Origin of the sequence: Caballeronia sp. LZ062, from assembly GCF_031450785.1 — a bacterium.
Classification (GTDB): domain Bacteria; phylum Pseudomonadota; class Gammaproteobacteria; order Burkholderiales; family Burkholderiaceae; genus Caballeronia.
The window spans coordinates 1-25,460 of the sequence record NZ_JARTWB010000002.1 but is presented as its reverse complement, the minus strand read 5'-3'; the positions used below and the strand labels follow the sequence as shown (position 1 = coordinate 25,460).

The window sequence follows — 25,460 nt, the reverse complement described above, 5'->3', positions numbered from 1 at the left end:
AGGAACGCCATGGAAACGCAAGAACGCATCAAGCAGATCGTCGATCAGAACCCGGTCGTCCTTTTCATGAAAGGCACCGCGCAATTCCCGATGTGCGGCTTCTCGGGCCGCGCCATTCAGGTGCTGAAGGCGTGCGGCGTCGACCAGATCACGACGGTGAACGTCCTCGAAGACGACGCCATCCGCCAGGGCATCAAGGAATTCTCCAACTGGCCGACCATTCCGCAGCTTTACGTGAACGGCGAGTTCATCGGCGGCTCGGACATCATGATGGAGATGTATCAGTCGGGCGAATTGCAGCAGCTTTTCGCCGCCGCTTAAAGCCGTAGTGCAAGTGAGTGCGCCTGCTGCTGCCAAGCGACGGCTGATCGTCGCGATCACCGGGGCAACGGGCGCCATCTACGGCGTGCGTTTGCTTCAAACGCTGCGCCGGCTGGGCGGCGTGGAGACGCATCTGCTGGTGTCGAGCGCGGGCTGGCTCAACATCCAGCACGAACTCGATCTCGACAAAGCCGCCGTCAACGCACTCGCGGACGTCGTGCATAACGTGCGCGACGTGGGCGCGAGCATCGCGTCCGGTTCCTTCGCGACGGACGGCATGATCGTCGCGCCATGTTCGATGCGCACGCTCGCGAGCATCGCGCACGGTCTCTCCGACAATCTCGTCACCCGCGCCGCCGATGTCGTGCTCAAAGAGCGCCGACGGCTCGTGCTGCTCGTGCGCGAAACGCCGTTCAATCTCGCGCATCTGCGCAATATGACGGCCGTCACCGAAATGGGCGGCGTCATTTTTCCGCCGCTGCCGGCGTTCTATCAGAAGCCGGCGTCCATCGACGACATGGTCGACCACACGGTTGCGCGCGTCATCGACCTGTTCGGCGTGGCGCAACCTATCGCGGCCGCGTGGCCGGGCATGGGCGGCGCGAGCGACTAATTGCCAACAGGGCGGACATAATCCGTTGCCTCAGCCGCCGTTTATCTACGTCGCGGCTGGCTATACATTCGTGGCATCCCATCTTTCGAGGCTGCTGCCATGAGCCGACTCCCGACCGTCTTTATCTCCCACGGTGCGCCGACGCTGCCGATCGACCCCGCGATGCCGTCCGCCGAATTCGGCACGCTCGCCGCGACGCTGCCGCGTCCGCGCGCAATCCTGATGCTGTCCGCGCACTGGGGCACCGCGCAACCGGTGGCGAGCATCGCTGCGCGGCCGGACACGATCCATGACTTCTACGGCTTTCCGCCCGCGCTTTACGAACTGCGTTATCCCGCGCCGGGCGCGCCCGATGTCGCCGAGCGCGCCGCCGTGCTGCTCCGCGCTCGCGGCGTGGCGAGCGCAACGGCGGTCCACGGACTCGACCACGGCGCATGGGTCCCGCTGCTGTTGATGTTTCCTGATGCCGACGTGCCGGTCGCGCAACTCTCGATTCAGCCGCGCCTGGACGCCGAGCATCACTTTCGCGTTGGCCGGGCGCTGCGCGATCTGCGCGATGACGGCGTGATGATCGTCGGTTCCGGGCAGATCACGCACAATCTGCGCATGGCCGATTTCGCCGCGCGTCCGCACGATGCCGATCCGCGCGTGGCCGAATTCACCGACTGGTTCGAAGCGCGGCTGGCGGCGCGTGACACGGACGCGCTGCTCGACTACCGCGCCCGCGCGCCGCACGCCGCGCTGATGCATCCGACGGACGAGCATCTGCTGCCCGTGTTCGGCGCGCTCGGCGCGGCGGCGGACGATTACACGCTTCGCATCCAGTCGCTCGGCACGTTCCAGCGTGCGCTCGCGATGGCCAACTACGTGTTCGCGGACGCGTAAGCCGCGCCAGAACGACAAAGCCCGCCTGAACTCGACGTTCAGGCGGGCTTCGCTCAACCGCTGAGCAACCGCTGCGAGGACGCTTTAAGCGCCGATTTCCTCGAGGATGTCGTCGCGGCTTTCGCGCTCGTCCAGATAGTCCGAGCGATAGCCGCTGTGCACGCCCCAGTAGTAGTACAGCAGCGACATGACGGCGACCACGGCCATATCCCAGCCATACGGCAGCAGGCCGCTGCCGCCGAACTGCTTGCTGCCGATGAGCGACATCACCGCCATCGACGGCAGATAGCCGATCAGCCACCACGCGGCCTTCAGATCGCGGCCCCAGCCGGCGAAACCGGTCTTGCCCTGAAAGTAGAAGTACACCGGCAACGCAACCACCATCAGCAGAATGATGTGTCCCGTCAGCGGCCACTTCGCCCAATACAGCACGAGCGACGCGCACACGAACGCGAACGGCGCGATCACGCCCATCATCGGCAACGTGAGCGGGCGTTCGAGATCCGGCGCGGACCGGCGCAGCGCCATCAGGCTGATCGGGCCCGTCAGATACGAAATGACCGTCGCCACCGAAATGACCGCCGCGAGCGTGCCCCAGCCGCGGAAGAAGAACATGAAGATGAAAGCGACGATCAGGTTGAACCACATGGCCGGCCGCGGCACGCCGTAGAACGGATGCACGTTGCCAAACATCTTCGGCATCGTGTTGTTGCGCTCCATCGCGTAAATCATGCGCGTGGTCGTCGCCATGTACGTCGTGCCGGTTCCGCTCGGGCTCACGAACGCGTCGATGTAGAGCAGCACGGCGAGCCAATTCAAGTTGAGCGCAATTGCCAGTTCCGCGAACGGCGACGCGAAATGGAAGTGCTTCCAGCCCTGCATAACGTCGCTCGGGCTCACTGCGCCGATGTAAGCAATCTGCAGCAGTACATAGATCACGAGCGCGATCAAGATGGAGCCGACCACCGCGAACGGCACGCTGCGAGCCGGATTGCGCGCTTCGCCCGCCAAATTCACCGGGCTCTGAAAGCCGTTGAAGCTGAACACGATGCCGCTCGTTGCGACGGCCGTCAGCACGGCAGGCCAGCCGTAGGGCGCGAAGCTCGACACCGTACCGAAGTTCTCCAAATGAAAGCCCGTGAAAATGAGGCCCGCGATGGTCGCGCCGGGAATCAGGAACTTGAAGATGGTAATGGCCGTGTTGGCCCGCGCGAACACTTTCACGCCCCAGTAATTCAGCATGAAATAGATGATCACGAGCAGCGCCGACAACGCGAGCCCGCTCGTGGTGAGCGTTTCGTTGACGAAGAGCGCGTGCGCCCAGTCGTACGGCCACGTGCTCATGTACTGGATCGACGCTTCAGCCTCGATGGGGATCACCGAAACGATGGCGATCCAATTGGCCCACGCCGCGACGAAGCCGACGAGTGCGCCGTGCGAGTAGCGCGCATAGCGCACCATGCCGCCGGACTCCGGGAACATGGCGCCCAATTCGGCATACGTCAGCGCAATGGCGAGAATGACGACCGCGCCGATCACCCACGCGCAGATGGCGGCCGGCCCGGCGATCTGCGACGCTTTCCACGCGCCGAACAGCCAGCCCGAACCGATGATGGAACCCAGGCCGGTCAGCATCAGCGCCAACGGCCCGATATTTCTTTGTATCGAACTCTTCACACTCTTCTCCAATGTCTCGCGTCGCGCGCGAGTCGAACACGGCTGAGCGGCCGCATTCTCCGGGGTGCCGGCAGAAACGTCCGGCGAAACGGCGACGCTGGTGCAACCCCTCTCAACGAGGCGCGTAGTTTAACGGTTGCACCTTTCGAATGCAGCGCGGCCTGCAGATTTACGCATATTTTTGCCGACGCGTCGCGGCCTGGAGGCAATGAAGAAACGACCGACACAGGGGTTTCGGAACGCGTCTCAAAAAATCCCTTCAGACTGGTCGGATATTATTTGACCGCGAAATGGTTTCGCCGTATAAACCTTCTTGCAGGATTTCAAGTGGCGAGTGAAGTGGTTCTTTCGTAGTTCGCCATCACGGTACTCCGGTTGGTCCCATTGCCCCTTCCTTGATTTTCATGCACCCCTGGCTTCGGCCTTAATCATCAAATTTTTTGGAATAAGTAATATGGAAACCGGTACCGTCAAGTGGTTCAATGACGCAAAGGGCTTTGGCTTCATCACCCCGGATGGCGGCGGCGAAGACCTGTTCGCGCACTTCTCGGAAATCCGCATCGAAGGCTTCAAGACGCTTCAGGAAAACCAGAAGGTCAGCTACGAAGTCAAGACGGGCCCGAAGGGCAAGCAAGCTGCAAACATCAAGCCGGTCTAAGACCCGCTCGATCGCAAAAAACCCCGCATTCGCGGGGTTTTTGCTTTGGGCGCGGCAAAACATCAGGCGAAACCGTAGGCGAAACGTTAGGCAAAACGTCAGCCGAACACGCGCTGCGCGTAGATGCCGAGGCCGGTCGCCACGCTAGCGAGCCGGTCGCCGAACACCGGCTGCGCGCCCGGAAACGCCGCCGCGAGCGCGTCCGAGAGAAAGCGCAAGCCGGTCGTGCCGCCGGTGAAATAGATCGCGCCGACATCCGCCGCACTGACGCCCGCGCGTTTCACCGTCTCCAGCGCCGCCTCCACGATGCGCCGCGTTTCGTCCTTCCCCGCCTCGACCAGCTGCTGCTCGTCGAACGGCACGCGCAGCGCCTCCTCGATTTCCTCCATGTCGATCTCGGTCGCGCCGCCCGCCGACACGTCGATCTTCGCTTCTTCCGCATGGGCGGTGAGCGCGTGTCCGAGCCGGCGATCCACCACGCGCATCAGCCGGTCGTGATGGCGCGAATCGACGTACAAATGACGCATGAGCTGCAGCTCGCCCACGCGCTTCGGCGTGTAGACGGTGTTGATGAGGTGCCACGTCGCGAGGTCGAAGTAGACGCGATTCGGCACTTCGCGACCCTGCGGATCGAGCGCCTGATAGCCGAGCTGCCTAAGAATCGTCGCGAGTTCCACGCGCCGGTCGAAGTCCGTACCGGCCACGTGGACGCCGTGATGCGCAAGCACATCGCCTTTGCGATCCAGTTGACGCGCGCGTTCCGGTCCCACGCGCACGAGCGAAAAGTCGGACGTACCGCCGCCGATGTCCGCCACCAGCACGAGCCCCTCTTGCGTGAGGCGCGCTTCGTAGTCGAAGGCCGCGGCGATCGGCTCGAACTGAAAGTGAATCTCGCGGAAACCGACCGCGTGCGCGCACGCTTCGAGCTGTTGCTGCGCCACGCGGTCGGCGCGCGGATCGTCGTCGACGAAAAACACCGGCCGGCCCAGCACCGCGCGCGTCAGTGGCTCGGGCGCCACCGCCTGCGCCTTCTGCTTGAGATGCTGCAGGAACAGCGTAATGACGTCGGTGTACTTGATCGCGGAGCCGTCGCCGAGATCGGTAACATTGTCGGCGAGCGGCGAACCGAGAATGCTCTTCATCGAGCGCATCAGACGGCCGTCGAAGCCGTCGATGTACGCCTCCAGCGCCGCGCGGCCATACGACTGCTCGTTTTCGTCGGTGTTGAAGAAGACGGCGGTCGGCAGCGTGGTCGCGTCGCCCTCGACGGGCGCGAGCCGCATCCGCGTTCCCTCGGGCAGGGCGACGGCGGAATTCGACGTGCCGAAATCGATCGCGCAGTAAGTCATGGGATTCGCGGCGGCGTCACGAAGCAACGCCGCGTATCAAAAAAGTGGACGGCGTTTGTACCACGGCGACGCGCGCATCATCAACGTTCGCCACGATAAATCTCGCCCGTTTGGTTGACGGCTCCATGCGGAATACAGTTTGCTCCCGGTCTCGCGTCGCCCACTTGCCGACGGCCGGACGTCATGAACGAAACCACCGCATCCGAAGACACCCGTTCGACAGCCAGTGCCGGCGAGCAATCCGGCATTATCGAGACCGATTTGCCCGGGCGGCTGGATCGGCTGCCGTGGGGCCGCTTTCATACGCTGATCGTTTTCGCGCTCGGCATCACGTGGCTGCTCGACGGGCTGGAAGTCACGCTCGCCGGCGCCGTCGCGAGCGCACTCAAAGCCAGCCCCGTGCTGCGATTCTCCAACGCGGACGTCGGGTTCGGCGGCAGCGCGTACATTGCCGGTGCCGTGATCGGCGCGCTCGGCTTCGGCTGGCTCACGGACCGGCTAGGACGGCGCAAGCTCTTCTTTATCACGCTCTTTCTTTATGTCGCCGCGACGGCCGCGACCGCGTTCTCGTGGGATCTCGCGTCGTTCGTGCTGTTTCGCTTCCTCACGGGGGCGGGCATCGGCGGCGAATACACGGCCATCAATTCGACGATTCAGGAGTTCACGCCCGCCCGGCTGCGCGGCTGGACCGACCTCGCGATCAACGGCACGTTCTGGGTCGGCGCGGGCATCGGCGCGGCGGGGTCGCTCGTGCTGCTCGATCCGGGCATGCTGCCGCCCGATTGGGGATGGCGCGGCTGCTTTCTTATCGGCGCGGCGCTCGGCCTCACCATTCTGTTCATGCGGATGTGGGTGCCGGAAAGCCCGCGCTGGCTGATCACCCACAATCGCGAGGACGAAGCGCGGCAAGTGGTCGAGGAAATCGAAGCGCACTTCCGCCAGCACGGCGTGACCGTGCCCGATACGCCGGTCAAGCCGCTGCGGCTGCACGCCCGCGAACACACGCCACTGCGTGAAGTCGCGGATACGTTGTTCAAGGTGCATCGGCGGCGCTCGCTCGTCGGACTGATGCTGATGACCGCGCAGGCGTTCTTCTACAACGCGATCTTCTTCACCTATGCGCTCGTGCTGACGGACTTCTATCACGTGCCGGGCGATCACATCGGCTGGTATGTGCTGCCGTTTGCCGCCGGCAATTTTCTGGGTCCCGTGCTGCTCGGCAAGCTGTTCGACGTGCTCGGCCGCCGCCGGATGATCGCGTTCACTTACGCGATGTCCGGCGTGTTGCTCACCATCAGCGGTTGGATGTTCACGCAAGGGATGCTCACCGTCACGACGCAGACCATCGCGTGGATGGTTATCTTCTTCTTCGCGTCCGCTGCGGCGAGTTCGGCGTATCTGACGGTCAGCGAGACGTTTCCGCTCGAGATCCGGGCGCTCGCCATCGCCGTCTTCTACGCATTCGGCACGGCGCTCGGCGGCATCATCGGACCGGCGCTTTTCGGCCATTTGATCGACACGCACGAGCGCGGCGCGGTGTTCATCGGCTATCTGATCGGCTCGGGACTGATGATCGCGGCGGCGGTCGTCGCCGGCATCTGGGGCGTCGCGGCCGAGCGCAAGTCGCTGGAAGACGTGGCCCGGCCGCTTTCCGCCGCAGATGAGCACTGAATCTGCTCTCGGGCGGAGGCATGGCTGCGGGCGTCGAATGCTGTTTCGGAGGCGCGTGGGCAGCGCGGTGTCGCGTTCGCGCACGAGTTCGCCGAGCTGACGCGCTTCGCGGTGACAACCGCCGGTTACTGACGGCACGCCTTCTGTGGAACGCCCTGGCTTTTTGCCAGCGGCCGACGTGTGTAAAGAGCGGTTTCCCTCTTTCGCGGGGATTGGTCCAGCCAACTCGCGTTTCAGCGATCCCCGCCGATTACTGAAGACCAGCCCTCGACCACACGCCTTCCGAAGCGCGTTCGACCGCTTTCCCGCCGAATGGCTGGCGCTTGCGCGGGCGGTTTCCCGTTCGCGCAACGTCTCGTCCATGCCGACTGGCGTCGCCATGATCCCTGACGATGACTGACAAACCGCCCTCGACCACACGCCTTACGAGGCGCCCTCAAACGCTCTCGCGCCGAATGGCTGGCGCGCTTGCGCGGCGCGGTTTCGCGCTCGCGCAAGGTTCCGCCGAGCAGACCGGCATCGCAGCGACGCCCGCCCACTCTAACGACGCGCGCTCAACCGAACGCCCTACCCCACGCCCCTTCGAACGCCGTTTCCCCCAGCGGCCGGCGCGTGCGCGGCGCGGTTTCGCGTTCGCGCAAGGTCTCGTCCAGCAGGCTGGCGTCGCCGTGATGCCCGACTGAAATCATCGCGATGATCTGCACGTCGTCGGGAACGGAAAACGCCGCTCGGAAGGCGTCGCGGTCGAAGCCGCCCATCTGATGCGCGGCGAGGTCCAGCGCGTGCGCCTGAAGCGTGAGCGCCATCGCCGCCGCGCCGGTGTCGTAGACGGCCGCCTGGTTCGGCTCGCCCTTCGGCGAGAGCGTGGCCGCCGTCACGCAGATCAGCAGCGGCACATTGGCGTTCCACTTCTGGTTGAACGGCACGAGCGTGTCGAAGGCGCGCTGGAACGCCGCTTCATCGCGATGACGGTCGAACACGACGAATCGCCACGGCTGCAAGTTACTGGACGACGGCGCCCAGCGAGCCGCTTCAAGCAGCCGATGCACCTGCGCGCGGTCGACCGGCCGATCCGCATACGCGCGCGGGCTCCAGCGGCCAGCGAGCAGATCGTGAATGTCGACATCGGTCGGAGCGGGTTTTGCACTCATGGCGTGTGTCCTCGTATCGTTGAGATTGAACGGCGCGTGCCGTGAACCGCCAAGCATAAACAAGGACGTGCCGTCATGCAGACGCGGCCCGCGCTCAGGTAGCGGCCACGCCCGCCGAGCGCCGCGCCCGGTTGATGCGCAGCACCGCGAGCGCCGCGACGAGACAGAGGCCGCCCGAAATCATCGTGGCCACGGTGTAACTGCCGAGGCTCGAGCGCAGCATGCCGCCGCCGAGCGCCGCGAACGCCGCGCCCAATTGATGCCCCGCGACAATCCAGCCGAAGACGATGGGCGCGGATTCCTTTCCGTAGACGTCCGTGGCGAGGCGCACGGTCGGCGGGACGGTGGCGATCCAGTCGAGGCCATAAAACACCGCGAAGATCGGCAAACCGAAAAAGTCGATGCCGAACGCATACGGCAGATAGATCAGCGACAGTCCGCGCAAACCGTAGTACCAGAACAGCAGGACGCGCGCGTTGAAGCGGTCGGAGAGCCAGCCCGAGAGCGTGGTGCCGAAGAGATCGAAGATGCCCATGGCGGCGAGCAGCGTTGCGCCCTGCACTTGCGTCATGCCGTAGTCCGCGCACATGGCGATCAGATGCGTGCCGACATAGCCGTTCGTGCTCGCGCCGCAGACGAAGAAACTGAAGAACAGCAGCCAGAAATCGCGGGTCTTGCTCGCCGACGCAAGCGCGCCGAACGCCACCTTGATCGGATTTTTCGGCGCGGCAGCGGCGGCGGGCGGCGTGCCGGCGGCTTCACCGACGGGCCGCAGCGCTACATCCGCCGGGCGCTCGGGAAGCAGCCACGCGACGAGCGGCAGCACGACCGCCGTCGCCGCCGCGACCACGAACACGACCGGCCGCCAGCCGTGATGCTCGGAGATGGACGCGAGGAACGGCAGAAACACGAGCTGACCGGTGGCGGAACTCGCCGTGAGAATGCCCATCGCGAGGCCGCGGTGCGTGGTGAACCAGCGATTCACGACCGTCGCCGAAAGCGTCAGCGCCGCGACGCCCGTTGCGCCACCGACGACGACGCCCCACACCAGCACCATTTGCCACGGCGCGGTCATCATCGACGATACGCCCACGCCCGCGGCGAGCGTCGCGAGCGCGGCGAGCAAGGTCGGACGCACGCCGAAACGCTGCATCGCGGCGGCGGCGAACGGTCCGGTCAGGCCGTACAACGCCAGATTGATCGAAATGGCGAGCGAAATGGTCCCGCGCGACCAGCCGAGCTGCTTTTCGAGCGGCAGCATCATGACGCTCGGCGTGGCGCGCGTGCCGGCTGCGGCCAGCAGCACAAGAAATACGACACCCACCGTGATCCATCCGTAATGCATGCGGCCGTCTAGCCGTCTCGCTACCCAATTCATCGCCGCTCCGGTTTCGTTGGTTGTTCTTCGTTACTGGTCAGTCACATTGGAGTTGCGAGCTTAGTTACTGATCGGTAACATGTCAAGGCCGACGCACTTTCGAGGAACCGACTTTGACACGATCATCGGCCGCTCAGGCCAAAGCCCCCGCCCGCCGTCAGGTCCGCACCGACGGCGCGACGGCGCAGGAACAGCTGCTCGACGCGGCGCAGGCGCTTTTCTATCGCGAAGGCGTGCGCGCGGTCGGGGTCGATGCCGTCGTGGAACGCGCGGGCGTCAACAAGATGAGTCTCTATCGGCGGTTCGCGTCGAAGGACGAACTCGTCGTCGCTTATCTGGAGCGCATGGACGACCGCTTCCGGCAGCGGCTCGAAGCCAGCTTCGAGAAGCATCCGGGCGAACCGGAGAAGCAATTGGTGCAGGCCTTCGACGATCTGGTCGAGCGCGCATCCGCGCCGGACTATCGCGGCTGTCCGTTCGTGAACGTGTCGTGTGAGTTCGGCGATCCGGCGCATCCGGCGCGGCAACTGGTCGAGCGAAACAAGCGGTATGTGATGACACGCTTCATCGAACTATGCCGGGCGGCCGGCGCCCAGCGTCCGGTGGAACTGGCGGAATCGCTCGCGTTGCTTCTGGACGGCGTCTACGCGACCAGTCAGACTTATGGCCCCGGCTCGGGGCCGCTGCGCGCGGCGTCGCGCGTGGCGCGCACGCTGGTCGAGGCCGCGTGCATGGGAAGCACCGCTTGCCAAGGAAATCAGGAAAACTCATGAAGCACCGAAGCACCCGCGACGACGTGATCGCGGCCACCGAGCACTGGCTCACGCGAGCGGTCATCGGCCTCAACTTGTGTCCGTTCGCCAAGAGCGTGCACGTCAAGGGACAGATACGCTACGTGGTGAGCGAAGCGCGAACCGTGGAAGACGTGGTCGTCGAACTCGCGGAGGAACTGCGGCTATTACACGAAAGCGATCCGCAAGCCATCGACACGACGCTCTTCATCACACCCGACGCCTTCGCGGATTTCACCGATTACAACGACGCGCTCTTTTTTGCCGAACGTCTGCTTGTCGATCTGCGGCTGGCGGGCGAACTTCAGATCGCGAGTTTTCATCCGCAGTATCAGTTCGAAGGCACGGAAGCCGACGATATCGACAACTACACGAATCGCGCCCCGTTTCCCATCTTCCATTTGTTGCGCGAGGCGAGCATCGACCGCGCGGTCGCGGCGTTCCCGGACGCGGCGGACATTTACGAGCGCAATATAGAAACGCTGCGACGCCTCGGGCACGACGGCTTCAAGGCGTGGATGGACAAGCCATAGTCAGTGCGCGAAGAAACGCTCGCGAAGCTCGTCGAGGCCGAGCGTTTCGAGCACATCGGAGAGCCGCTGCGCCGGTCGCCCGCGCGGCAAGTCCTTGAACTGAGCGATGATCAGTTCGTTCTTCATCGAATGCTCCCAGCCCACCAGTTCCGTCACGCTGACCTGATAGCCGTGCGATTCGAGTTGCAGGCATCGCAGCACGTTGGTGATCTGGCTCCCGAATTCGCGCGTGTGCAGCGGATGCCGCCACATCTCCGTGAGCACATTCTTCGACAGCGCGTGCCCCTTGTTCTTGCGCAGCACTGAGGCGACTTCCGCCTGACAGCACGGCACCACGACGATGTACTTCGCCTTCTTCTGGAGAGCGAAATGGATGGCGTCGTCCGTTGCGGTATTGCATGCGTGCAGCGCGGTGACGACATCGACCGTGCCCGGCAATTGCTGGGAATGAATCGATTCGGCCACCGACAGATTCAGGAACGACATGCGATCGAAGCCCAGACGCTGCGCCAATTCTTCCGACTTTTTTACCAGTTCCTCGCGCGTCTCTATGCCATAGATGTGTGACCGATCGCGCAGATTCTTGAAGAAGAGATCGTAGAGAATGAAGCCCAGGTAAGACTTCCCTGCTCCGTGATCGACAAGCGACACGGAGCCTTGTTGTTGATGCACATCGGCCAGAAGCGGTTCGATGAACTGAAACAAGTGATAGACCTGCTTCAGTTTACGACGGCTGTCCTGATTCATCTTGCCGTCACGCGTGAGGATGTGCAGTTCCTTCAGCAGTTCGATCGACTGGCCGGGGCGGATTTCGTGCTTGGCTTGCGGATCGGATGCGCCGGGAGACGCGGCAGTGGGCTTCTTGGCCATCGTAATCAGTGACTGGAGTGTGAAAAGCGGAGCATGTTCGCGCTGAATGTGCGCTAACCGCTGGTTCTGCCGTCTCAAAAGAGGAAGTTTACCCAAAAGCGCAGAGACGTTCTTTGTTCCGCCTGACGGTTGAGCGGCAAACGTGGTCCGAAGAGGCCCGTGGAACAAATTGTGCATTGTCCGGCAATGAGGCCATTGATACAGACAGCACACGATGCGACCTAGAAGATCGCACGACGACGCAACAAGGCAGGAGCAGCAAGCTGGGTAACTAGGCCGCGTCTCGCAACGCTCGGCGTTCACCGCGTCGGCTCTGTTACGTAACACCTAACGCACAGCGCGGCGATGCGACTCGCCGGCGCCATGATCAAGAGAGGACGGCGATGGATGCGATCCCGGACAAGAAAGCAGAAAAGCAGTTTCAGGAGATGCTTGCGGCACTGACCGCGATGCCGGCGTGGAGCGAGAAGCAGCAGCTTGAACTGGAGATGGCGCGAGAGATTTCCGTGGAGATGTTGCGCCTCGCCGAATCGATGCGCGACGGCTCGACCGATATCGAAACGTGCCTGACCATGCTCAAGTACGCGAAGGTCATGGATTTCGTCCTGACGACGCTCGCGTCGCGCCGGGACATTGCGCCGCAGACGTTGCGCGTCATCTTCAAGCTAGCCGGCCTGAAGGTCGATGAAGCCTATCCGGGCTGACGCGTCGTTGTGCCCGACGCCGGCCCGTCTATCGATGACGCGCCGGCTTCACGCCTTGCGTTTCGTCATGAGCCGTGCCGCCGAGTTGCGCATGTGCCGCTGCATCGCGGCCTGAGCCTGAACAGCGTCGCGCGCTTCGAGCGCTTCCAGAATGTCGAGATGTTCCGTCAGCGCGGCCGCCCACGTCTCTTCCCCTTCGAAATGCCCCCGAAGCGTCGATGACAGCGGGCTGTGCCGCTCGTCGTAGAGCGCGCCGACCGTGCGCACAAGCACGTCGTTACCGGACATCTGTGCAATCGCGACGTGAAACGAGCGGTCCGCGCTCATTGGGATCAGACCGTTCTCGACTTCGCGCGCCATCGTTTCGTAGACCGTACGCAACGCCTTCAGCGCCTTCGGCCGGGCAAATGGCGCGACGCTCGCGGCAATCGCGCCTTCGATCACACTCCGCGCATTCATGATCTCGATGGGACTTTCGCCGAGCTCCGCCTCGGTGCGCGGCGGCTTGAGCGCGGGCGTCGCGCAGATATAGACGCCGGATCCCATGCGGATCTCGACGCGCCCTTCCAGTTCCAGCGCGACCAGCGCCTCGCGCACCGACGGCCGCGACACGCCGAGCGTCTGCGCCAGTTCGCGCTCCGACGGGAGCCGGCCGTTCGGCGCGAAATCCTTCTGCTCGATCAAGCCGCGCAGTTTGTCGGCGATCTGCAAATAAAGACGGCGCGTCTCCGGTGGTTTCGCACTCACGGGCTGGCTCCTGAAAGCTCGGGGAAAACGTGGATTGTAATCAGGCGACGCGCTGAAGCACCGTGTGCAGGCGGTTCAGCGAACACTCCCGGCTTACAAGTGGCTTGACCAATTGCATTTCGAACCACTAGTATGCGATTTGGTAAGGCCACGTGGCCACATTTTTTTAGTCCGCGCTGGAACCGTTTCCAAGTGGCAACGACCGAGCCCACGCGCCATTCGTCGCGGGCATGGCGAATGCACCCCACGACGCGAGCGACGCAATCATGAGCAATCCGATTCTTCAGTTCGGCACGAGCCGCTTCCTGCAAGCGCACGTGGACTTTTTCGTCACCGAAGCGGCGCGGCGCGATCCGGCGAAGGCGCTCGGCAAGATTACGGTCGTGCAGACGACGTCGAGCCCGGACAGCCGCGCCCGCACGGAAGCGCTGCGGGCGAGCGGACGCTACCCGGTGCGCATTCGCGGACGTCGTGGCGACGAGACCGTCGATGTCACCGTGGAATGCGATTGCATCAGCGAGGCGCTGCACGCGGACGAAGACTGGCCGCTGCTTCTGCAACGCATCGAGCGCGACGTGAAGGTGGTCGTCTCGAACACGGCAGACGCCGGGTACAAGCTCTTCGACGAAGACACGGCTGAGTTGCTCGAAGGACGCCGCACGCCGCGCGGCTTCGCAGCCAAGCTCGCGGTGCTCTTGCATGCACGCTTTCGCGCGGGCGCCGAGCCGATCACCTTGCTGCCCTGCGAACTCATTTCCCGCAACGGAGACACGCTGCGCGACCTCGTGTGCGGCGTCGCACGCGGCTGGAATGCCGACGACGCTTTCATCCGCTATCTGACGAGCGACTGCGTCTGGGTCAATTCACTGGTCGATCGCATTGTTTCGGAGCCGATCGTTCCCGTCGGCGCGATCGCCGAGCCCTATGCGCTGTGGGCTATCGAGCGACAGCCGCACATGGTGCTGCCTTGCGAACACGAAGATATCGTCGTGACCGACGATCTTGCGCACTACGAACGGCTCAAGCTGCTGCTATTGAACCTTGGCCACACGATGCTGGCGGAACTTTGGCGCACGCGCGACGGCGCGCCGGACATGATCGTGCTCGATGCCATGCGCGATCCCGCTTATCGCGAGCCGCTCGAAGCCACCTGGCGCGACGAAGTGTTGCCGGTCTTCGCGGCGCTCGGCCAGCATGACGTCGCGACGGAATATCTCGCGAGCGTGCGCGATCGCTTCCAGAACCCGTTTCTCGTGCACCGGCTGGCGGATATCGCGCGCAATCACGAAGAGAAGAAACTCCGGCGGTTTCAGCCGGTAATCGATCTCGCAGGAGAACTGAAGCTCGATATCGAGCAGAAGCGCCTGCGCGACGCATTGAACGCGACCACATCGCAATAAACCCGGCGCGCGAATCCGTCGCAGAACCGGATAGCGTCGCTGATTTTTATAAACACGGCTCGCCGCACCACCTTAAGCGGACGTGGCCGAACGAACGAAGTGCCGCTCTCAGGAGGAGACAACCATGCGCAAAATGCGTTGGGTAGTGATATTTCTGGCCTTTCTGGCCATCGCCATTAACTACATCGACCGGGCGAATCTGGCGGTCGCTGCACCGCAGATCGAAAAGGCGCTCGGCATCGGGCCGGCGGAGATGGGCTTCATTTTGAGCGGCTTCTTCTGGAGCTACGCGCTCATGCAGATGCCCTTCGGCTGGTTCGTCGACCGCGTGGGCGCGCGCATCGCGCTGCCGCTGGCCGTCGGCTGGTGGTCGGTATTCACGGCACTGACCGCCGTCGCCACGAGCGTCTCCGGCATGTTCGGCTGCCGGCTGATGCTCGGCATCGGCGAAGCGGGCGCGTATCCGTCGTGCGCGAAACTCGTGTCGCAATGGTTCACGAAAGAACAGCGCGCCTTCGCGACCAGCATCTTCGATAGCGGGTCGCGCGTCGGCTCCGCACTGTCGATTCCGGTCGTCGCGCTCATCATCAGCTCGTTCGGCTGGGAAGCGTCGTTCGTCATCACCGGCGTGATCGGCTTCGTGTGGATTCTCGGCTGGTTCGCAATCTATCGAAACAAGTCGAAGGGCGACCTCACCGGCGAAGTGGATTTGCCGCCGCAACCGGTCGCACCGAAGAAAAAAGTGTCGTGGGCCTCGCTGTTCAAGTACCGCACGCTGTGGGGCATGATGCTCGGCTTCTTCTGCCTCAACTTCGTCATCTACTTCTTCATCACGTGGTTCCCGAGCTATCTCGTTCAGGCGCACGGCTTCTCGCTCAAGTCGCTCGGCACGCTCGGCACCATTCCCGCGCTGATGTCGATTCCGGGTGGCTGGCTCGGCGGCTTTACCTCGGACGCGCTGTTCAAGCGCGGCTGGAGCCTGACCGCCGCGCGCAAGACCTGCATGGTCGGCGGAATGCTGCTCTCGTCGGTTATTACCTTGTCGGCATTCACGTCGAACATTTATCTGATGCTCGCGTTCTTCGGCATTGCTTACGCAAGCCTCGCGTTCGCCGCGGCCAGCATCTGGTCGCTTCCGAGCGACGTCGCCCCGACGCCGGACCACGTTGCGTCGATTGGCGGCATCCAGAACTTCGCGTCAAACCTGGCGGGCATCGTCATCACCACGTTCACCGGCGTGATGCTCGCTCTCACCAAGGGCTCCTTCGTTATTCCGCTGTGCGTCGCGGGCGGCTTCTGCTTTCTCGGCGCGTTCAGCTATCTTGTGATCGTCGGCAAGATCGAGCCGCTCGATGAAGCGGACAAGCGCGCCGTCGCCGACAAGCGCGCACCCTCCACAATCTAAGAAAGATCATGTCTACCCTATCCAACGACCATGCGGTCATCCGGCTGCATTTAAAAGACGACGTCGTAATCGCGACGCGTCAGCTGCTCTCGGGCGCGCGCATCGCGTCGGAGGATCTCGTCGTCACCGGGCTTATCCCGCCGGGCCACAAGATCGCCACCCGCGCGATCGCGGCGGGTGAGCCCGTCAAACGCTACAACCAGGTCATCGGTGTCGCGAAAGAGGCGATTGCGCGCGGTCAGCATGTCCACACGCAGAATCTGTCGATGGCTGATTTCGCACGGGAGCACGAGTTCGGCGTCGACAAGCATCCGACGCCTTTCGTCGACACGCCGGCCACGTTCATGGGCATCCGCCGGGACGACGGCCGCGTCGCCACGCGCAATTTTGTCGGCGTGCTGACGAGCGTGAACTGCTCGGCGACGGTCGCGCGCGCGATTGCCGATCATTTCCGGCGTGACGTGCATCCGGAAGTGCTCGCTGATTATCCGAACGTCGATGGCGTCATTGCGCTTACGCATGGCCTCGGCTGCGGCATCGACATGCAGGGCGAAGGGCTCGGCATTCTGCGCCGGACGCTGGCCGGGTACGCCGTTCATCCGAACTTTCATTCGGTGCTGTTCGTCGGACTGGGCTGCGAGACGAACCAGATCGGCGGCGTGCTGGAATCCGCCGGGCTGAAGGACGGCGAGCGGCTGCGCAGCTTCACGATTCAGGACAGCGGCGGCACGCGGAAAACCATCGAGCGCGGCATCGCGATGGTGAAAGAGATGCTCGCGGACGCGAACCGGGTAAGGCGCGAGCCTTTGCCCGCATCGCATCTGATCGTCGGGTTGCAATGCGGCGGTTCGGACGGCTATTCCGGCATCTCGGCGAATCCGGCGCTCGGCGCGGCGGTCGATAAGCTTGTCGCGCACGGCGGCACCGCGATTCTTTCCGAAACGCCCGAGGTGTACGGGGCGGAGCATTTGCTGACACGGCGCGCGGTGAGCCGCGAAGTCGGCGAAAAGCTGCTTGCGCGCATCAAGTGGTGGGAAGGCTACTGCGAGCGCAACGGCGCGGCGATGGACAACAACCCGTCGGCGGGCAACAAGGTGGGCGGGCTGACGACGATCCTTGAAAAGTCGCTCGGCGCGGTTGCCAAGGGCGGTACGACGAACCTCGTCGAAGTGTATGAGTACGCGCAACGCATCGACGCGAAGGGCTTCGTCTTCATGGATTCGCCCGGCTACGATCCGATGTCGGCGACCGGTCAGGTAGCATCCGGCGCGAATCTCATCTGCTTCACGACCGGGCGCGGCTCGGCTTACGGCTGCGCGCCGTCGCCATCGCTCAAGCTCGCGACGAACACGGCGCTGTGGGAGCGGCAGGAAGACGACATGGATATCAATTGCGGCGGCGTGATCGACGGCACAGCGACCATCGACCAGCTCGGCGACCAGATCTTCCAGATGATGCTCGACTGTGCTTCCGGCGTGCCGTCGAAGAGTGAACAGCACGGGTATGGGCAGAGCGAGTTCGTGCCGTGGCAGGTGGGCGTGGTGACCTGATTCGTAGACCGTGGTGTGCAGTCGAACGGCGCACGATTCGGAATAGCTTGCGCGGCTATAAGCTCTCGGATGGCTCGGAAGCACCGGTACCAGGAATGCGTTCCGCTCCTCTTAGCGTCGCCGAGCGTGACGGGCGGATTCGTCGAGCGCGATGCCCTGGCTCTCCCACGAACGCGTCCTCGGGAAGGTCGCGATGTCCGCAATCATGTACCCGCTTCCGGCGAGGTATTGCGTGACGCCGGCGCATGTCCATCACGCCGTACAGTCGGGGCGCTTCCTTGGTATAGCGGTTGATCGCGTAGTCGACTTTTCGGGCGCGTAGTTCTGGAAGTGATGCATTCGCCGAGCATCGGCCGCATATAAGGCCGCCGCGGCTAATGCAATCACGGCACACGATGGGGAGCGCCCGGTTGCAACGATGCGTGCTCAGTCCGATATGTCGGCGCTGTCTCAGACGGTCGCCGAATGCTCGGCCATCATTTGCATGGCGACTGCTTCGGCGACCTCGATGCCGTCGATGGCCGCCGAGTAGATCCCGCCTGCATACCCCGCGCCTTCGCCGGCGGGATACAAACCTTCGACGTTCACGCTCTGGTAGTCTTCCTTGCGCCGCACACGTAGCGGCGACGACGTGCGCGTCTCAACGCCTGTCAGCACGGCATCGTGCATCGCGAAGCCGGGGAGCTTTTTGTCGATCTGAGGCAAAGCTTCTCGGATCGCTTCGATCACGTAATCGGGCAGCGCCGTGCTCAGATCGGTTGGTTTGACGCCCGGCTTGTACGACGGAATGACAGAACCGAGCGACGTCGACGCACGGCCCGCGATGAAATCGCCAACGAGCTGAGCGGGCGCGCAGTAGTCGCCGCCGCCGAGCTCGAATGCCCGCTCTTCCCATTTACGCTGAAATGCAATGCCCGCGAGCGGACCGCCCGGATAATCCTCCGGCGTAATTCCGACGACGATGCCCGCGTTGGCATTGCGCTCTGCACGCGAATACTGGCTCATGCCGTTCGTGACGACGCGGCCGGGCTCGGATGTCGCCGCGACGACGGTTCCGCCCGGACACATGCAAAAGCTGTAGACGGACCGCCCGTTACTGCAGTGATGCACCACTTTGTAGTCGGCAGCGCCAAGACGCTCGTGTCCCGCGAACTTGCCAAAGCGGCTTCGGTCGATTACGCCTTGCGGATGTTCGATGCGAAAGCCGAGTGAGAACGGCTTCGCTTCCATGAAGACGCCGCGCTTGTGGAGCATCTCGAAGGTATCGCGAGCACTGTGGCCGACGGCGAGCACGACGTGATCGCACCGCAGCGTCTCGCCAGTCGACAAACGCAGACCGCGCACCTTCCCGTTTTCGATGTCGATATCTTCGACGCGCTGCTGGAACCGCACTTCCCCGCCGAGTTGGTGGATCGTGGCGCGCATCTTCTCGACCATGCTGACGAGCCGGAACGTGCCTATATGCGGGCGGCTCAGAAAGAGGATGTCCTCCGGCGCGCCGGCCTTAACGAACTCGTCGAGGACTTTTCGGCCGTAGTGCTTCGGGTCCTTGATCTGGCTATATAGCTTGCCGTCCGAGAACGTGCCGGCACCGCCTTCGCCGAACTGTACGTTCGATTCCGGTTGCAGTTCCTTGCGTCGCCAGAGTCCCCAAGTGTCCTTCGTTCGTTCGCGAACGGCCTTCCCGCGTTCGAGGATGATCGGCCGAAACCCCATTTGCGCGAGAATGAGCCCCGCGAAGAGTCCGCAGGGCCCCATACCGATGACGACGGGGCGCAACATCGTAGACCGTTCCGGCGCCCGCGCGACAAAGTGGTACGTCATAACCGGCGTGACGCCGCAGTGCGGATGCGGATGAGCTTTGAGCTTATCGAGGGCAGACGCCTCGTCTCTCAGCGCGACATCGACGATGTAGGTGAGCTTGATGTCGGCGCGCTTGCGTGCATCGTGTGCGCGACGAAAAACGTGAAAATCGACGAGTTCGTCTGCCGCGACCCCGATTTCGGCCAGCCGCGCGATGACCGCAGGCTTGATAGCCGAATCAGGGTGATCCAGCGGGAGCTTGATTTCGCTTAGACGTAGCATGAGAACTCGTAGGCAACGACGATGTAGAGACGATGAGGGATTTTAGCGCGCCGGTATCGTCTGGCGCCGCCGGTTAGTCGACGCGCCAGCATTGGACCCCGAAACGCAAAAACCCCACCTTTGCGGGGTGGGGTTTTTGTTTTGGCATGAGGAGCCTGACGATTACCTACTTTCACACGGGCAATCCGCACTATCATCGGCGTGGAGTCGTTTCACGGTCCTGTTCGGGATGGGAAGGGGTGGGACCGACTCGCTATGGTCATCAGGCATGAGGGGATGTCGTCTCGCGTTTGGGGCGCGACGACCAATCGGGGAAGAAGTAGTAGTGAATTCGGGTGGCGATTGTCGCACACGCTGTTACTCGACCAGTGGCACCCTCTTCGAGGGTGGGGTCCAAGTAAGCGCTGAAGCGCTAACTTTGACCGACAAAACACACTGGTTATAGGATCAAGCCTTACGGGCAATTAGTATCAGTTAGCTCAATGCATTACTGCACTTACACACCTGACCTATCAACGTCCTGGTCTGGAACGACCCTTCAAGGGGCTCGAAGCCCCGGGGATATCTCATCTTAAGGCGAGTTTCCCGCTTAGATGCTTTCAGCGGTTATCTCTTCCGAACATAGCTACCCGGCGATGCCACTGGCGTGACAACCGGTACACCAGAGGTTCGTCCACTCCGGTCCTCTCGTACTAGGAGCAGCCCCCTTCAAATATCCAACGCCCACGGCAGATAGGGACCAAACTGTCTCACGACGTTTTAAACCCAGCTCACGTACCTCTTTAAATGGCGAACAGCCATACCCTTGGGACCGGCTACAGCCCCAGGATGAGATGAGCCGACATCGAGGTGCCAAACACCGCCGTCGATATGAACTCTTGGGCGGTATCAGCCTGTTATCCCCAGAGTACCTTTTATCCGTTGAGCGATGGCCCTTCCATACAGAACCACCGGATCACTATGACCTGCTTTCGCACCTGCTCGACTTGTCGGTCTCGCAGTTAAGCACGCTTATGCCATTGCACTATCAGCACGATTTCCGACCGTACCTAGCGTACCTTCGTACTCCTCCGTTACGCTTTGGGAGGAGACCGCCCCAGTCAAACTGCCTACCATGCACTGTCCCCGATCCGGATCACGGACCAAGGTTAGAACCTCAAACAAACCAGGGTGGTATTTCAAGGACGGCTCCACCGAAACTGGCGTTCCGGTTTCATAGCCTCCCACCTATCCTACACAGATCGGTTCAAAGTCCAATGCAAAGCTACAGTAAAGGTTCATGGGGTCTTTCCGTCTAGCCGCGGGGAGATTGCATCATCACAAACACTTCAACTTCGCTGAGTCTCGGGAGGAGACAGTGTGGCCATCGTTACGCCATTCGTGCAGGTCGGAACTTACCCGACAAGGAATTTCGCTACCTTAGGACCGTTATAGTTACGGCCGCCGTTTACCGGGACTTCAATCAAGAGCTTGCACCCCATCATTTAATCTTCCGGCACCGGGCAGGCGTCACACCCTATACGTCCACTTTCGTGTTTGCAGAGTGCTGTGTTTTTATTAAACAGTCGCAGCCACCAGTTTATTGCAACCTCGTCACCCTTCTGGCGCAGGCCAGTCAAGCTACAGAGGCGTACCTTATCCCGAAGTTACGGTACCAATTTGCCGAGTTCCTTCTCCCGAGTTCTCTCAAGCGCCTTAGAATACTCATCTCGCCCACCTGTGTCGGTTTGCGGTACGGTCATCGTTAGACTGAAGCTTAGAGGCTTTTCTTGGAACCACTTCCAATTGCTTCGTGACCGAAGTCACTCGCGCCACACCCTTGAATTGCGTGCCCGGATTTGCCTAAGCACCTTCTCCAATGCAGCGACCGGGACGTCCAACACCCGGACAACCTTCCGCGATCCGTCCCCCCATCGCATCTAACAATGGTGCAGGAATATTGACCTGCTTCCCATCAGCTACGCATTTCTGCCTCGCCTTAGGGGCCGACTCACCCTACGCCGATGAACGTTGCGTAGGAAACCTTGGGCTTACGGCGAGGGGGCTTTTCACCCCCTTTATCGCTACTCATGTCAGCATTCGCACTTCCGATACCTCCAGCACGCTTTTCAACGCACCTTCGCAGGCTTACGGAACGCTCTCCTACCATGCGTGTAAAACACGCATCCGCAGCTTCGGTGACTGGCTTGAGCCCCGTTACATCTTCCGCGCAGGACGACTCGATCAGTGAGCTATTACGCTTTCTTTAAAGGGTGGCTGCTTCTAAGCCAACCTCCTGACTGTTTTAGCCTTCCCACTTCGTTTCCCACTTAGCCAATCTTTGGGACCTTAGCTGGCGGTCTGGGTTGTTTCCCTCTTGACACCGGACGTTAGCACCCGATGTCTGTCTCCCGTGATTGCACTCTTCGGTATTCGGAGTTTGCTATGGCGTAGTAATCCGCAATGGACCCCACAACCATGACAGTGCTCTACCCCCGAAGGTGATACACGAGGCACTACCTAAATAGTTTTCGGAGAGAACCAGCTATTTCCAAGTTTGTTTAGCCTTTCACCCCTATCCACAGCTCATCCCCTAACTTTTCAACGTTAGTGGGTTCGGTCCTCCAGTACGTGTTACCGCACCTTCAACCTGGCCATGGATAGATCACTTGGTTTCGGGTCTACGCCCAGCAACTGATCGCCCTATTCGGACTCGCTTTCGCTACGCCTGCCTTAATCAGTTAAGCTCGCTACTGAACGTAAGTCGCTGACCCATTATACAAAAGGTACGCCGTCACCCCTTGCGAGGCTCCGACTGTTTGTATGCATGCGGTTTCAGGATCTATTTCACTCCCCTCCCGGGGTTCTTTTCGCCTTTCCCTCACGGTACTGGTTCACTATCGGTCGATCACGAGTATTTAGCCTTGGAGGATGGTCCCCCCATCTTCAGACAGGATTTCACGTGTCCCGCCCTACTTGTCGTACCCCTAGTTCTTTCATACTGTTTTCGCTTACAGGGCTATCACCTGCTATGGCCGCACTTTCCAGAGCGTTCAGCTAACAATACAAATAAAGAGTACAGGCTCTTCCCATTTCGCTCGCCACTACTTTGGGAATCTCGGTTGATTTCTTTTCCTGCGGTTACTTAGATGTTTCAGTTCACCGCGTTCGCTTCGCTAGACCTATGTATTCAGTCTAGGATGACCCATACGGGCCGGGTTTCCCCATTCGGACATCTTCGGATCAATGCTCGTTTGCCAGCTCCCCGAAGCTTTTCGCAGGCTACCGCGTCCTTCATCGCCTGTGATCGCCAAGGCATCCACCACATGCACTTGTTCGCTTGACCCTATAACGAGTGTGTCTCGTTGCTGCTCCAGACTCACACGCTACAGGCTGAGTATTCGCGTTGTGCCGTATTCCAAGTCATCATTAAGATCACTTTTCATACTTGATACAATCACTACCCTGACTACCCTACTCGCACCCATCTCTAAGTGCTTTCAGATAATCTCTTTACTACTTCTTCCTGATTGTTAAAGAACGTTTAGCCGATAAGCGTACTTCGTTGCCTTCGACATCAACTGGCTACAATCGCCAATGCTTAACATTCACTGCTCGTGAACGCTAGGCATTGAAGATTGGTGGAGGATGACGGGATCGAACCGACGACCCCCTGCTTGCAAAGCAGGTGCTCTCCCAGCTGAGCTAATCCCCCGGTATGGTGGGTCTGGTTGGATTCGAACCAACGACCCCCGCCTTATCAAGACGGTGCTCTAACCGACTGAGCTACAGACCCTTAGCCTGTTTCTAAACCACAGCCGATAAGCGTGAGCGCTTAACTTGGTGTGCGAAGCTCGAGAAAGGAGGTGATCCAGCCGCACCTTCCGATACGGCTACCTTGTTACGACTTCACCCCAGTCATGAATCCCACCGTGGTAAGCGCCCTCCTTGCGGTTAGGCTACCTACTTCTGGTGAAACCCACTCCCATGGTGTGACGGGCGGTGTGTACAAGACCCGGGAACGTATTCACCGCGGCATGCTGATCCGCGATTACTAGCGATTCCAGCTTCACGCAGTCGAGTTGCAGACTGCGATCCGGACTACGATCGGTTTTCTGGGATTGGCTCCACCTCGCGGCTTGGCAACCCTCTGTTCCGACCATTGTATGACGTGTGAAGCCCTACCCATAAGGGCCATGAGGACTTGACGTCATCCCCACCTTCCTCCGGTTTGTCACCGGCAGTCTCCTTAGAGTGCTCTTGCGTAGCAACTAAGGACAAGGGTTGCGCTCGTTGCGGGACTTAACCCAACATCTCACGACACGAGCTGACGACAGCCATGCAGCACCTGTGCGCCGGTTCTCTTTCGAGCACGTCCGCCTCTCAGCAGACTTCCGACCATGTCAAGGGTAGGTAAGGTTTTTCGCGTTGCATCGAATTAATCCACATCATCCACCGCTTGTGCGGGTCCCCGTCAATTCCTTTGAGTTTTAATCTTGCGACCGTACTCCCCAGGCGGTCAACTTCACGCGTTAGCTACGTTACTAAGGAAATGAATCCCCAACAACTAGTTGACATCGTTTAGGGCGTGGACTACCAGGGTATCTAATCCTGTTTGCTCCCCACGCTTTCGTGCATGAGCGTCAGTGTTGGCCCAGGAGGCTGCCTTCGCCATCGGTATTCCTCCACATCTCTACGCATTTCACTGCTACACGTGGAATTCTACCTCCCTCTGCCACACTCAAAGCCTGCCAGTCACCAATGCAGTTCCCAGGTTAAGCCCGGGGATTTCACATCGGTCTTAACAGACCGCCTGCGCACGCTTTACGCCCAGTAATTCCGATTAACGCTCGCACCCTACGTATTACCGCGGCTGCTGGCACGTAGTTAGCCGGTGCTTATTCTTCCGGTACCGTCATCCTCCATCCATATTAGGGACGAAGTTTTCTTTCCGGACAAAAGTGCTTTACAACCCGAAGGCCTTCTTCACACACGCGGCATTGCTGGATCAGGGTTGCCCCCATTGTCCAAAATTCCCCACTGCTGCCTCCCGTAGGAGTCTGGGCCGTGTCTCAGTCCCAGTGTGGCTGGTCGTCCTCTCAGACCAGCTACAGATCGTCGCCTTGGTAGGCCTTTACCCCACCAACTAGCTAATCTGCCATCGGCCGCCCCTACAGCGCGAGGTCCGAAGATCCCCCGCTTTCCTCCGTAGATCGTATGCGGTATTAATCCGGCTTTCGCCGGGCTATCCCCCACTACAGGACACGTTCCGATGTATTACTCACCCGTTCGCCACTCGCCGCCAGGCCGAAGCCCGCGCTGCCGTCCGACTTGCATGTGTAAGGCATGCCGCCAGCGTTCAATCTGAGCCAGGATCAAACTCTTCAGTTCAATGCCTGTTACTGTTTTCGGTTCCGTTAAGAACCGGTCGCTCACTCAACGTACTGACGATGATTAATCCGTCTTTCGACAGATAAACCTTCCTCTGATACTTCGTGTGAGACTCTTGATACTTTTGCTTATGCTGCGATTCCGAAGAACCACAACCGCACTCGCCATCAAGCGCCCACACTTATCGGCTGTTAGTTTTTAAAGAGCAATCCGCCAAGACTTCCTGCCTCGCTGCACCGAGCATCTCACTCAGCACCGCTTCGTCTTGCGTCGCTGCATCAGCAGCAGAGAAACGAGATTAT

Annotated in this window: 18 protein-coding genes, 2 tRNA genes, 3 rRNA genes and 1 pseudogene; 11 read left to right on the top strand and 13 right to left on the bottom strand. The window is 61.2% G+C overall.

Features of this window, described 5'->3' with window-relative positions; all coding sequences use genetic code 11:
• Positions 1 to 9: 9 nt before the first annotated feature.
• The 3 genes from grxD (at position 10) to P9239_RS06165 (ending at position 1,819) form a co-directional block, all read left to right on the top strand.
• Entirely contained in the window at positions 10 to 321 is a 312-nt protein-coding gene (grxD, locus tag P9239_RS06175; protein ID WP_244847321.1) for a Grx4 family monothiol glutaredoxin, read from the top strand.
• A gap of 13 nt (positions 322 to 334) precedes the next feature.
• A complete protein-coding gene (locus tag P9239_RS06170) occupies positions 335 to 934 on the top strand; it encodes a UbiX family flavin prenyltransferase (protein WP_309749657.1) in 600 nt (199 codons plus the stop codon).
• 99 nt (positions 935 to 1,033) lie between these two features.
• Positions 1,034 to 1,819 carry a class III extradiol ring-cleavage dioxygenase gene (locus tag P9239_RS06165; RefSeq protein WP_309749656.1) on the top strand — a complete coding sequence of 262 codons (786 nt, stop codon included), beginning with the start codon at positions 1,034 to 1,036 and terminating at the stop codon, positions 1,817 to 1,819.
• An 84-nt stretch (positions 1,820 to 1,903) separates the two neighbouring features.
• On the opposite strand, the gene P9239_RS06160 is transcribed toward P9239_RS06165, so the two are convergent.
• Positions 1,904 to 3,496 (bottom strand): APC family permease, encoded by a 1,593-nt coding sequence (locus P9239_RS06160; RefSeq protein WP_309749655.1) that lies wholly within the window; start codon positions 3,494 to 3,496, stop codon positions 1,904 to 1,906.
• A gap of 454 nt (positions 3,497 to 3,950) precedes the next feature.
• Between P9239_RS06160 and P9239_RS06155 the strand changes: the two genes are divergently transcribed.
• On the top strand, positions 3,951 to 4,154 hold the full coding sequence (locus P9239_RS06155) for a cold-shock protein (RefSeq protein ID WP_007000074.1): 204 nt from the start codon (positions 3,951 to 3,953) through the stop codon (positions 4,152 to 4,154).
• 98 nt (positions 4,155 to 4,252) lie between these two features.
• Here P9239_RS06155 and P9239_RS06150 read toward each other — a convergent pair whose 3' ends face one another.
• The gene (locus tag P9239_RS06150; protein WP_309749654.1) at positions 4,253 to 5,503 is read right to left on the bottom strand and encodes an Hsp70 family protein; all 1,251 of its coding nucleotides are present in this window, start codon (positions 5,501 to 5,503) and stop codon (positions 4,253 to 4,255) included.
• 183 nt (positions 5,504 to 5,686) lie between these two features.
• Here P9239_RS06150 and P9239_RS06145 point away from each other — a divergent pair, with 183 nt between their 5' ends.
• Positions 5,687 to 7,174 (top strand): MFS transporter, encoded by a 1,488-nt coding sequence (locus P9239_RS06145; RefSeq protein WP_309749653.1) that lies wholly within the window; start codon positions 5,687 to 5,689, stop codon positions 7,172 to 7,174.
• A 554-nt stretch (positions 7,175 to 7,728) separates the two neighbouring features.
• On the opposite strand, the gene P9239_RS06140 is transcribed toward P9239_RS06145, so the two are convergent.
• Both P9239_RS06140 and P9239_RS06135 read right to left on the bottom strand, forming a co-directional pair.
• On the bottom strand, positions 7,729 to 8,325 hold the full coding sequence (locus P9239_RS06140) for a nitroreductase family protein (RefSeq protein WP_309749652.1): 597 nt from the start codon (positions 8,323 to 8,325) through the stop codon (positions 7,729 to 7,731).
• A gap of 94 nt (positions 8,326 to 8,419) precedes the next feature.
• Positions 8,420 to 9,703: an MFS transporter gene (locus P9239_RS06135; RefSeq protein WP_309749651.1), complete on the bottom strand. Its 1,284-nt coding sequence runs from the start codon at positions 9,701 to 9,703 to the stop codon at positions 8,420 to 8,422.
• Positions 9,704 to 9,816: 113 nt separating this feature from the next.
• Between P9239_RS06135 and P9239_RS06130 the strand changes: the two genes are divergently transcribed.
• Together P9239_RS06130 and P9239_RS06125 are read left to right on the top strand one after the other, a co-directional pair.
• Positions 9,817 to 10,476, top strand: a complete 660-nt coding sequence (locus tag P9239_RS06130) for a TetR/AcrR family transcriptional regulator (protein ID WP_309749650.1) — start codon at positions 9,817 to 9,819, stop codon at positions 10,474 to 10,476.
• Positions 10,473 to 11,027 carry a DUF1415 domain-containing protein gene (locus P9239_RS06125; RefSeq protein ID WP_309749649.1) on the top strand — a complete coding sequence of 185 codons (555 nt, stop codon included), beginning with the start codon at positions 10,473 to 10,475 and terminating at the stop codon, positions 11,025 to 11,027. Before P9239_RS06130 ends, P9239_RS06125 begins: the two co-directional genes overlap by 4 nt.
• Here P9239_RS06125 and P9239_RS06120 read toward each other — a convergent pair whose 3' ends face one another.
• A complete protein-coding gene (locus P9239_RS06120) occupies positions 11,028 to 11,897 on the bottom strand; it encodes an SAM-dependent methyltransferase (RefSeq protein ID WP_309749648.1) in 870 nt (289 codons plus the stop codon).
• A gap of 383 nt (positions 11,898 to 12,280) precedes the next feature.
• Here P9239_RS06120 and P9239_RS06115 point away from each other — a divergent pair, with 383 nt between their 5' ends.
• Positions 12,281 to 12,601 carry a hypothetical protein gene (locus P9239_RS06115; protein WP_061125643.1) on the top strand — a complete coding sequence of 107 codons (321 nt, stop codon included), beginning with the start codon at positions 12,281 to 12,283 and terminating at the stop codon, positions 12,599 to 12,601.
• A gap of 48 nt (positions 12,602 to 12,649) precedes the next feature.
• Here P9239_RS06115 and P9239_RS06110 read toward each other — a convergent pair whose 3' ends face one another.
• Positions 12,650 to 13,348 carry a FadR/GntR family transcriptional regulator gene (locus P9239_RS06110; protein ID WP_309749647.1) on the bottom strand — a complete coding sequence of 233 codons (699 nt, stop codon included), beginning with the start codon at positions 13,346 to 13,348 and terminating at the stop codon, positions 12,650 to 12,652.
• 266 nt (positions 13,349 to 13,614) lie between these two features.
• Here P9239_RS06110 and P9239_RS06105 point away from each other — a divergent pair, with 266 nt between their 5' ends.
• From P9239_RS06105 to P9239_RS06095, 3 genes are all read left to right on the top strand, one after another.
• Entirely contained in the window at positions 13,615 to 14,748 is a 1,134-nt protein-coding gene (locus tag P9239_RS06105; protein WP_309749646.1) for a mannitol dehydrogenase family protein, read from the top strand.
• 124 nt (positions 14,749 to 14,872) lie between these two features.
• Complete coding sequence (locus tag P9239_RS06100) at positions 14,873 to 16,153, top strand: MFS transporter (protein ID WP_309749645.1); 1,281 nt, start codon at positions 14,873 to 14,875, stop codon at positions 16,151 to 16,153.
• 8 nt (positions 16,154 to 16,161) lie between these two features.
• The gene (locus P9239_RS06095; RefSeq protein WP_309749644.1) at positions 16,162 to 17,703 is read left to right on the top strand and encodes an altronate dehydratase family protein; all 1,542 of its coding nucleotides are present in this window, start codon (positions 16,162 to 16,164) and stop codon (positions 17,701 to 17,703) included.
• 141 nt (positions 17,704 to 17,844) lie between these two features.
• Here P9239_RS06095 and P9239_RS06090 read toward each other — a convergent pair.
• The 7 genes and pseudogenes from P9239_RS06090 to P9239_RS06060 all read right to left on the bottom strand — a co-directional run.
• A pseudogene (locus tag P9239_RS06090) lies at positions 17,845 to 18,056 on the bottom strand (glutathione S-transferase family protein); the annotation flags it as partial.
• 97 nt (positions 18,057 to 18,153) lie between these two features.
• A complete protein-coding gene (locus tag P9239_RS06085) occupies positions 18,154 to 19,788 on the bottom strand; it encodes an NAD(P)/FAD-dependent oxidoreductase (protein WP_309749643.1) in 1,635 nt (544 codons plus the stop codon).
• A gap of 153 nt (positions 19,789 to 19,941) precedes the next feature.
• Positions 19,942 to 20,055 (bottom strand): 5S ribosomal RNA (rrf, locus tag P9239_RS06080).
• Positions 20,056 to 20,231: 176 nt separating this feature from the next.
• Positions 20,232 to 23,113: ribosomal RNA gene (locus P9239_RS06075) — 23S ribosomal RNA — on the bottom strand.
• A 293-nt stretch (positions 23,114 to 23,406) separates the two neighbouring features.
• Positions 23,407 to 23,482: transfer RNA gene (locus P9239_RS06070), tRNA-Ala, on the bottom strand.
• Positions 23,483 to 23,486: 4 nt separating this feature from the next.
• Positions 23,487 to 23,563: transfer RNA gene (locus P9239_RS06065), tRNA-Ile, on the bottom strand.
• 63 nt (positions 23,564 to 23,626) lie between these two features.
• Positions 23,627 to 25,158: ribosomal RNA gene (locus P9239_RS06060) — 16S ribosomal RNA — on the bottom strand.
• Together the 16S, 23S and 5S rRNA genes with 2 tRNA genes alongside form the textbook arrangement of a ribosomal RNA operon.
• Between the last annotated feature and the right edge of the window lie 302 nt (positions 25,159 to 25,460).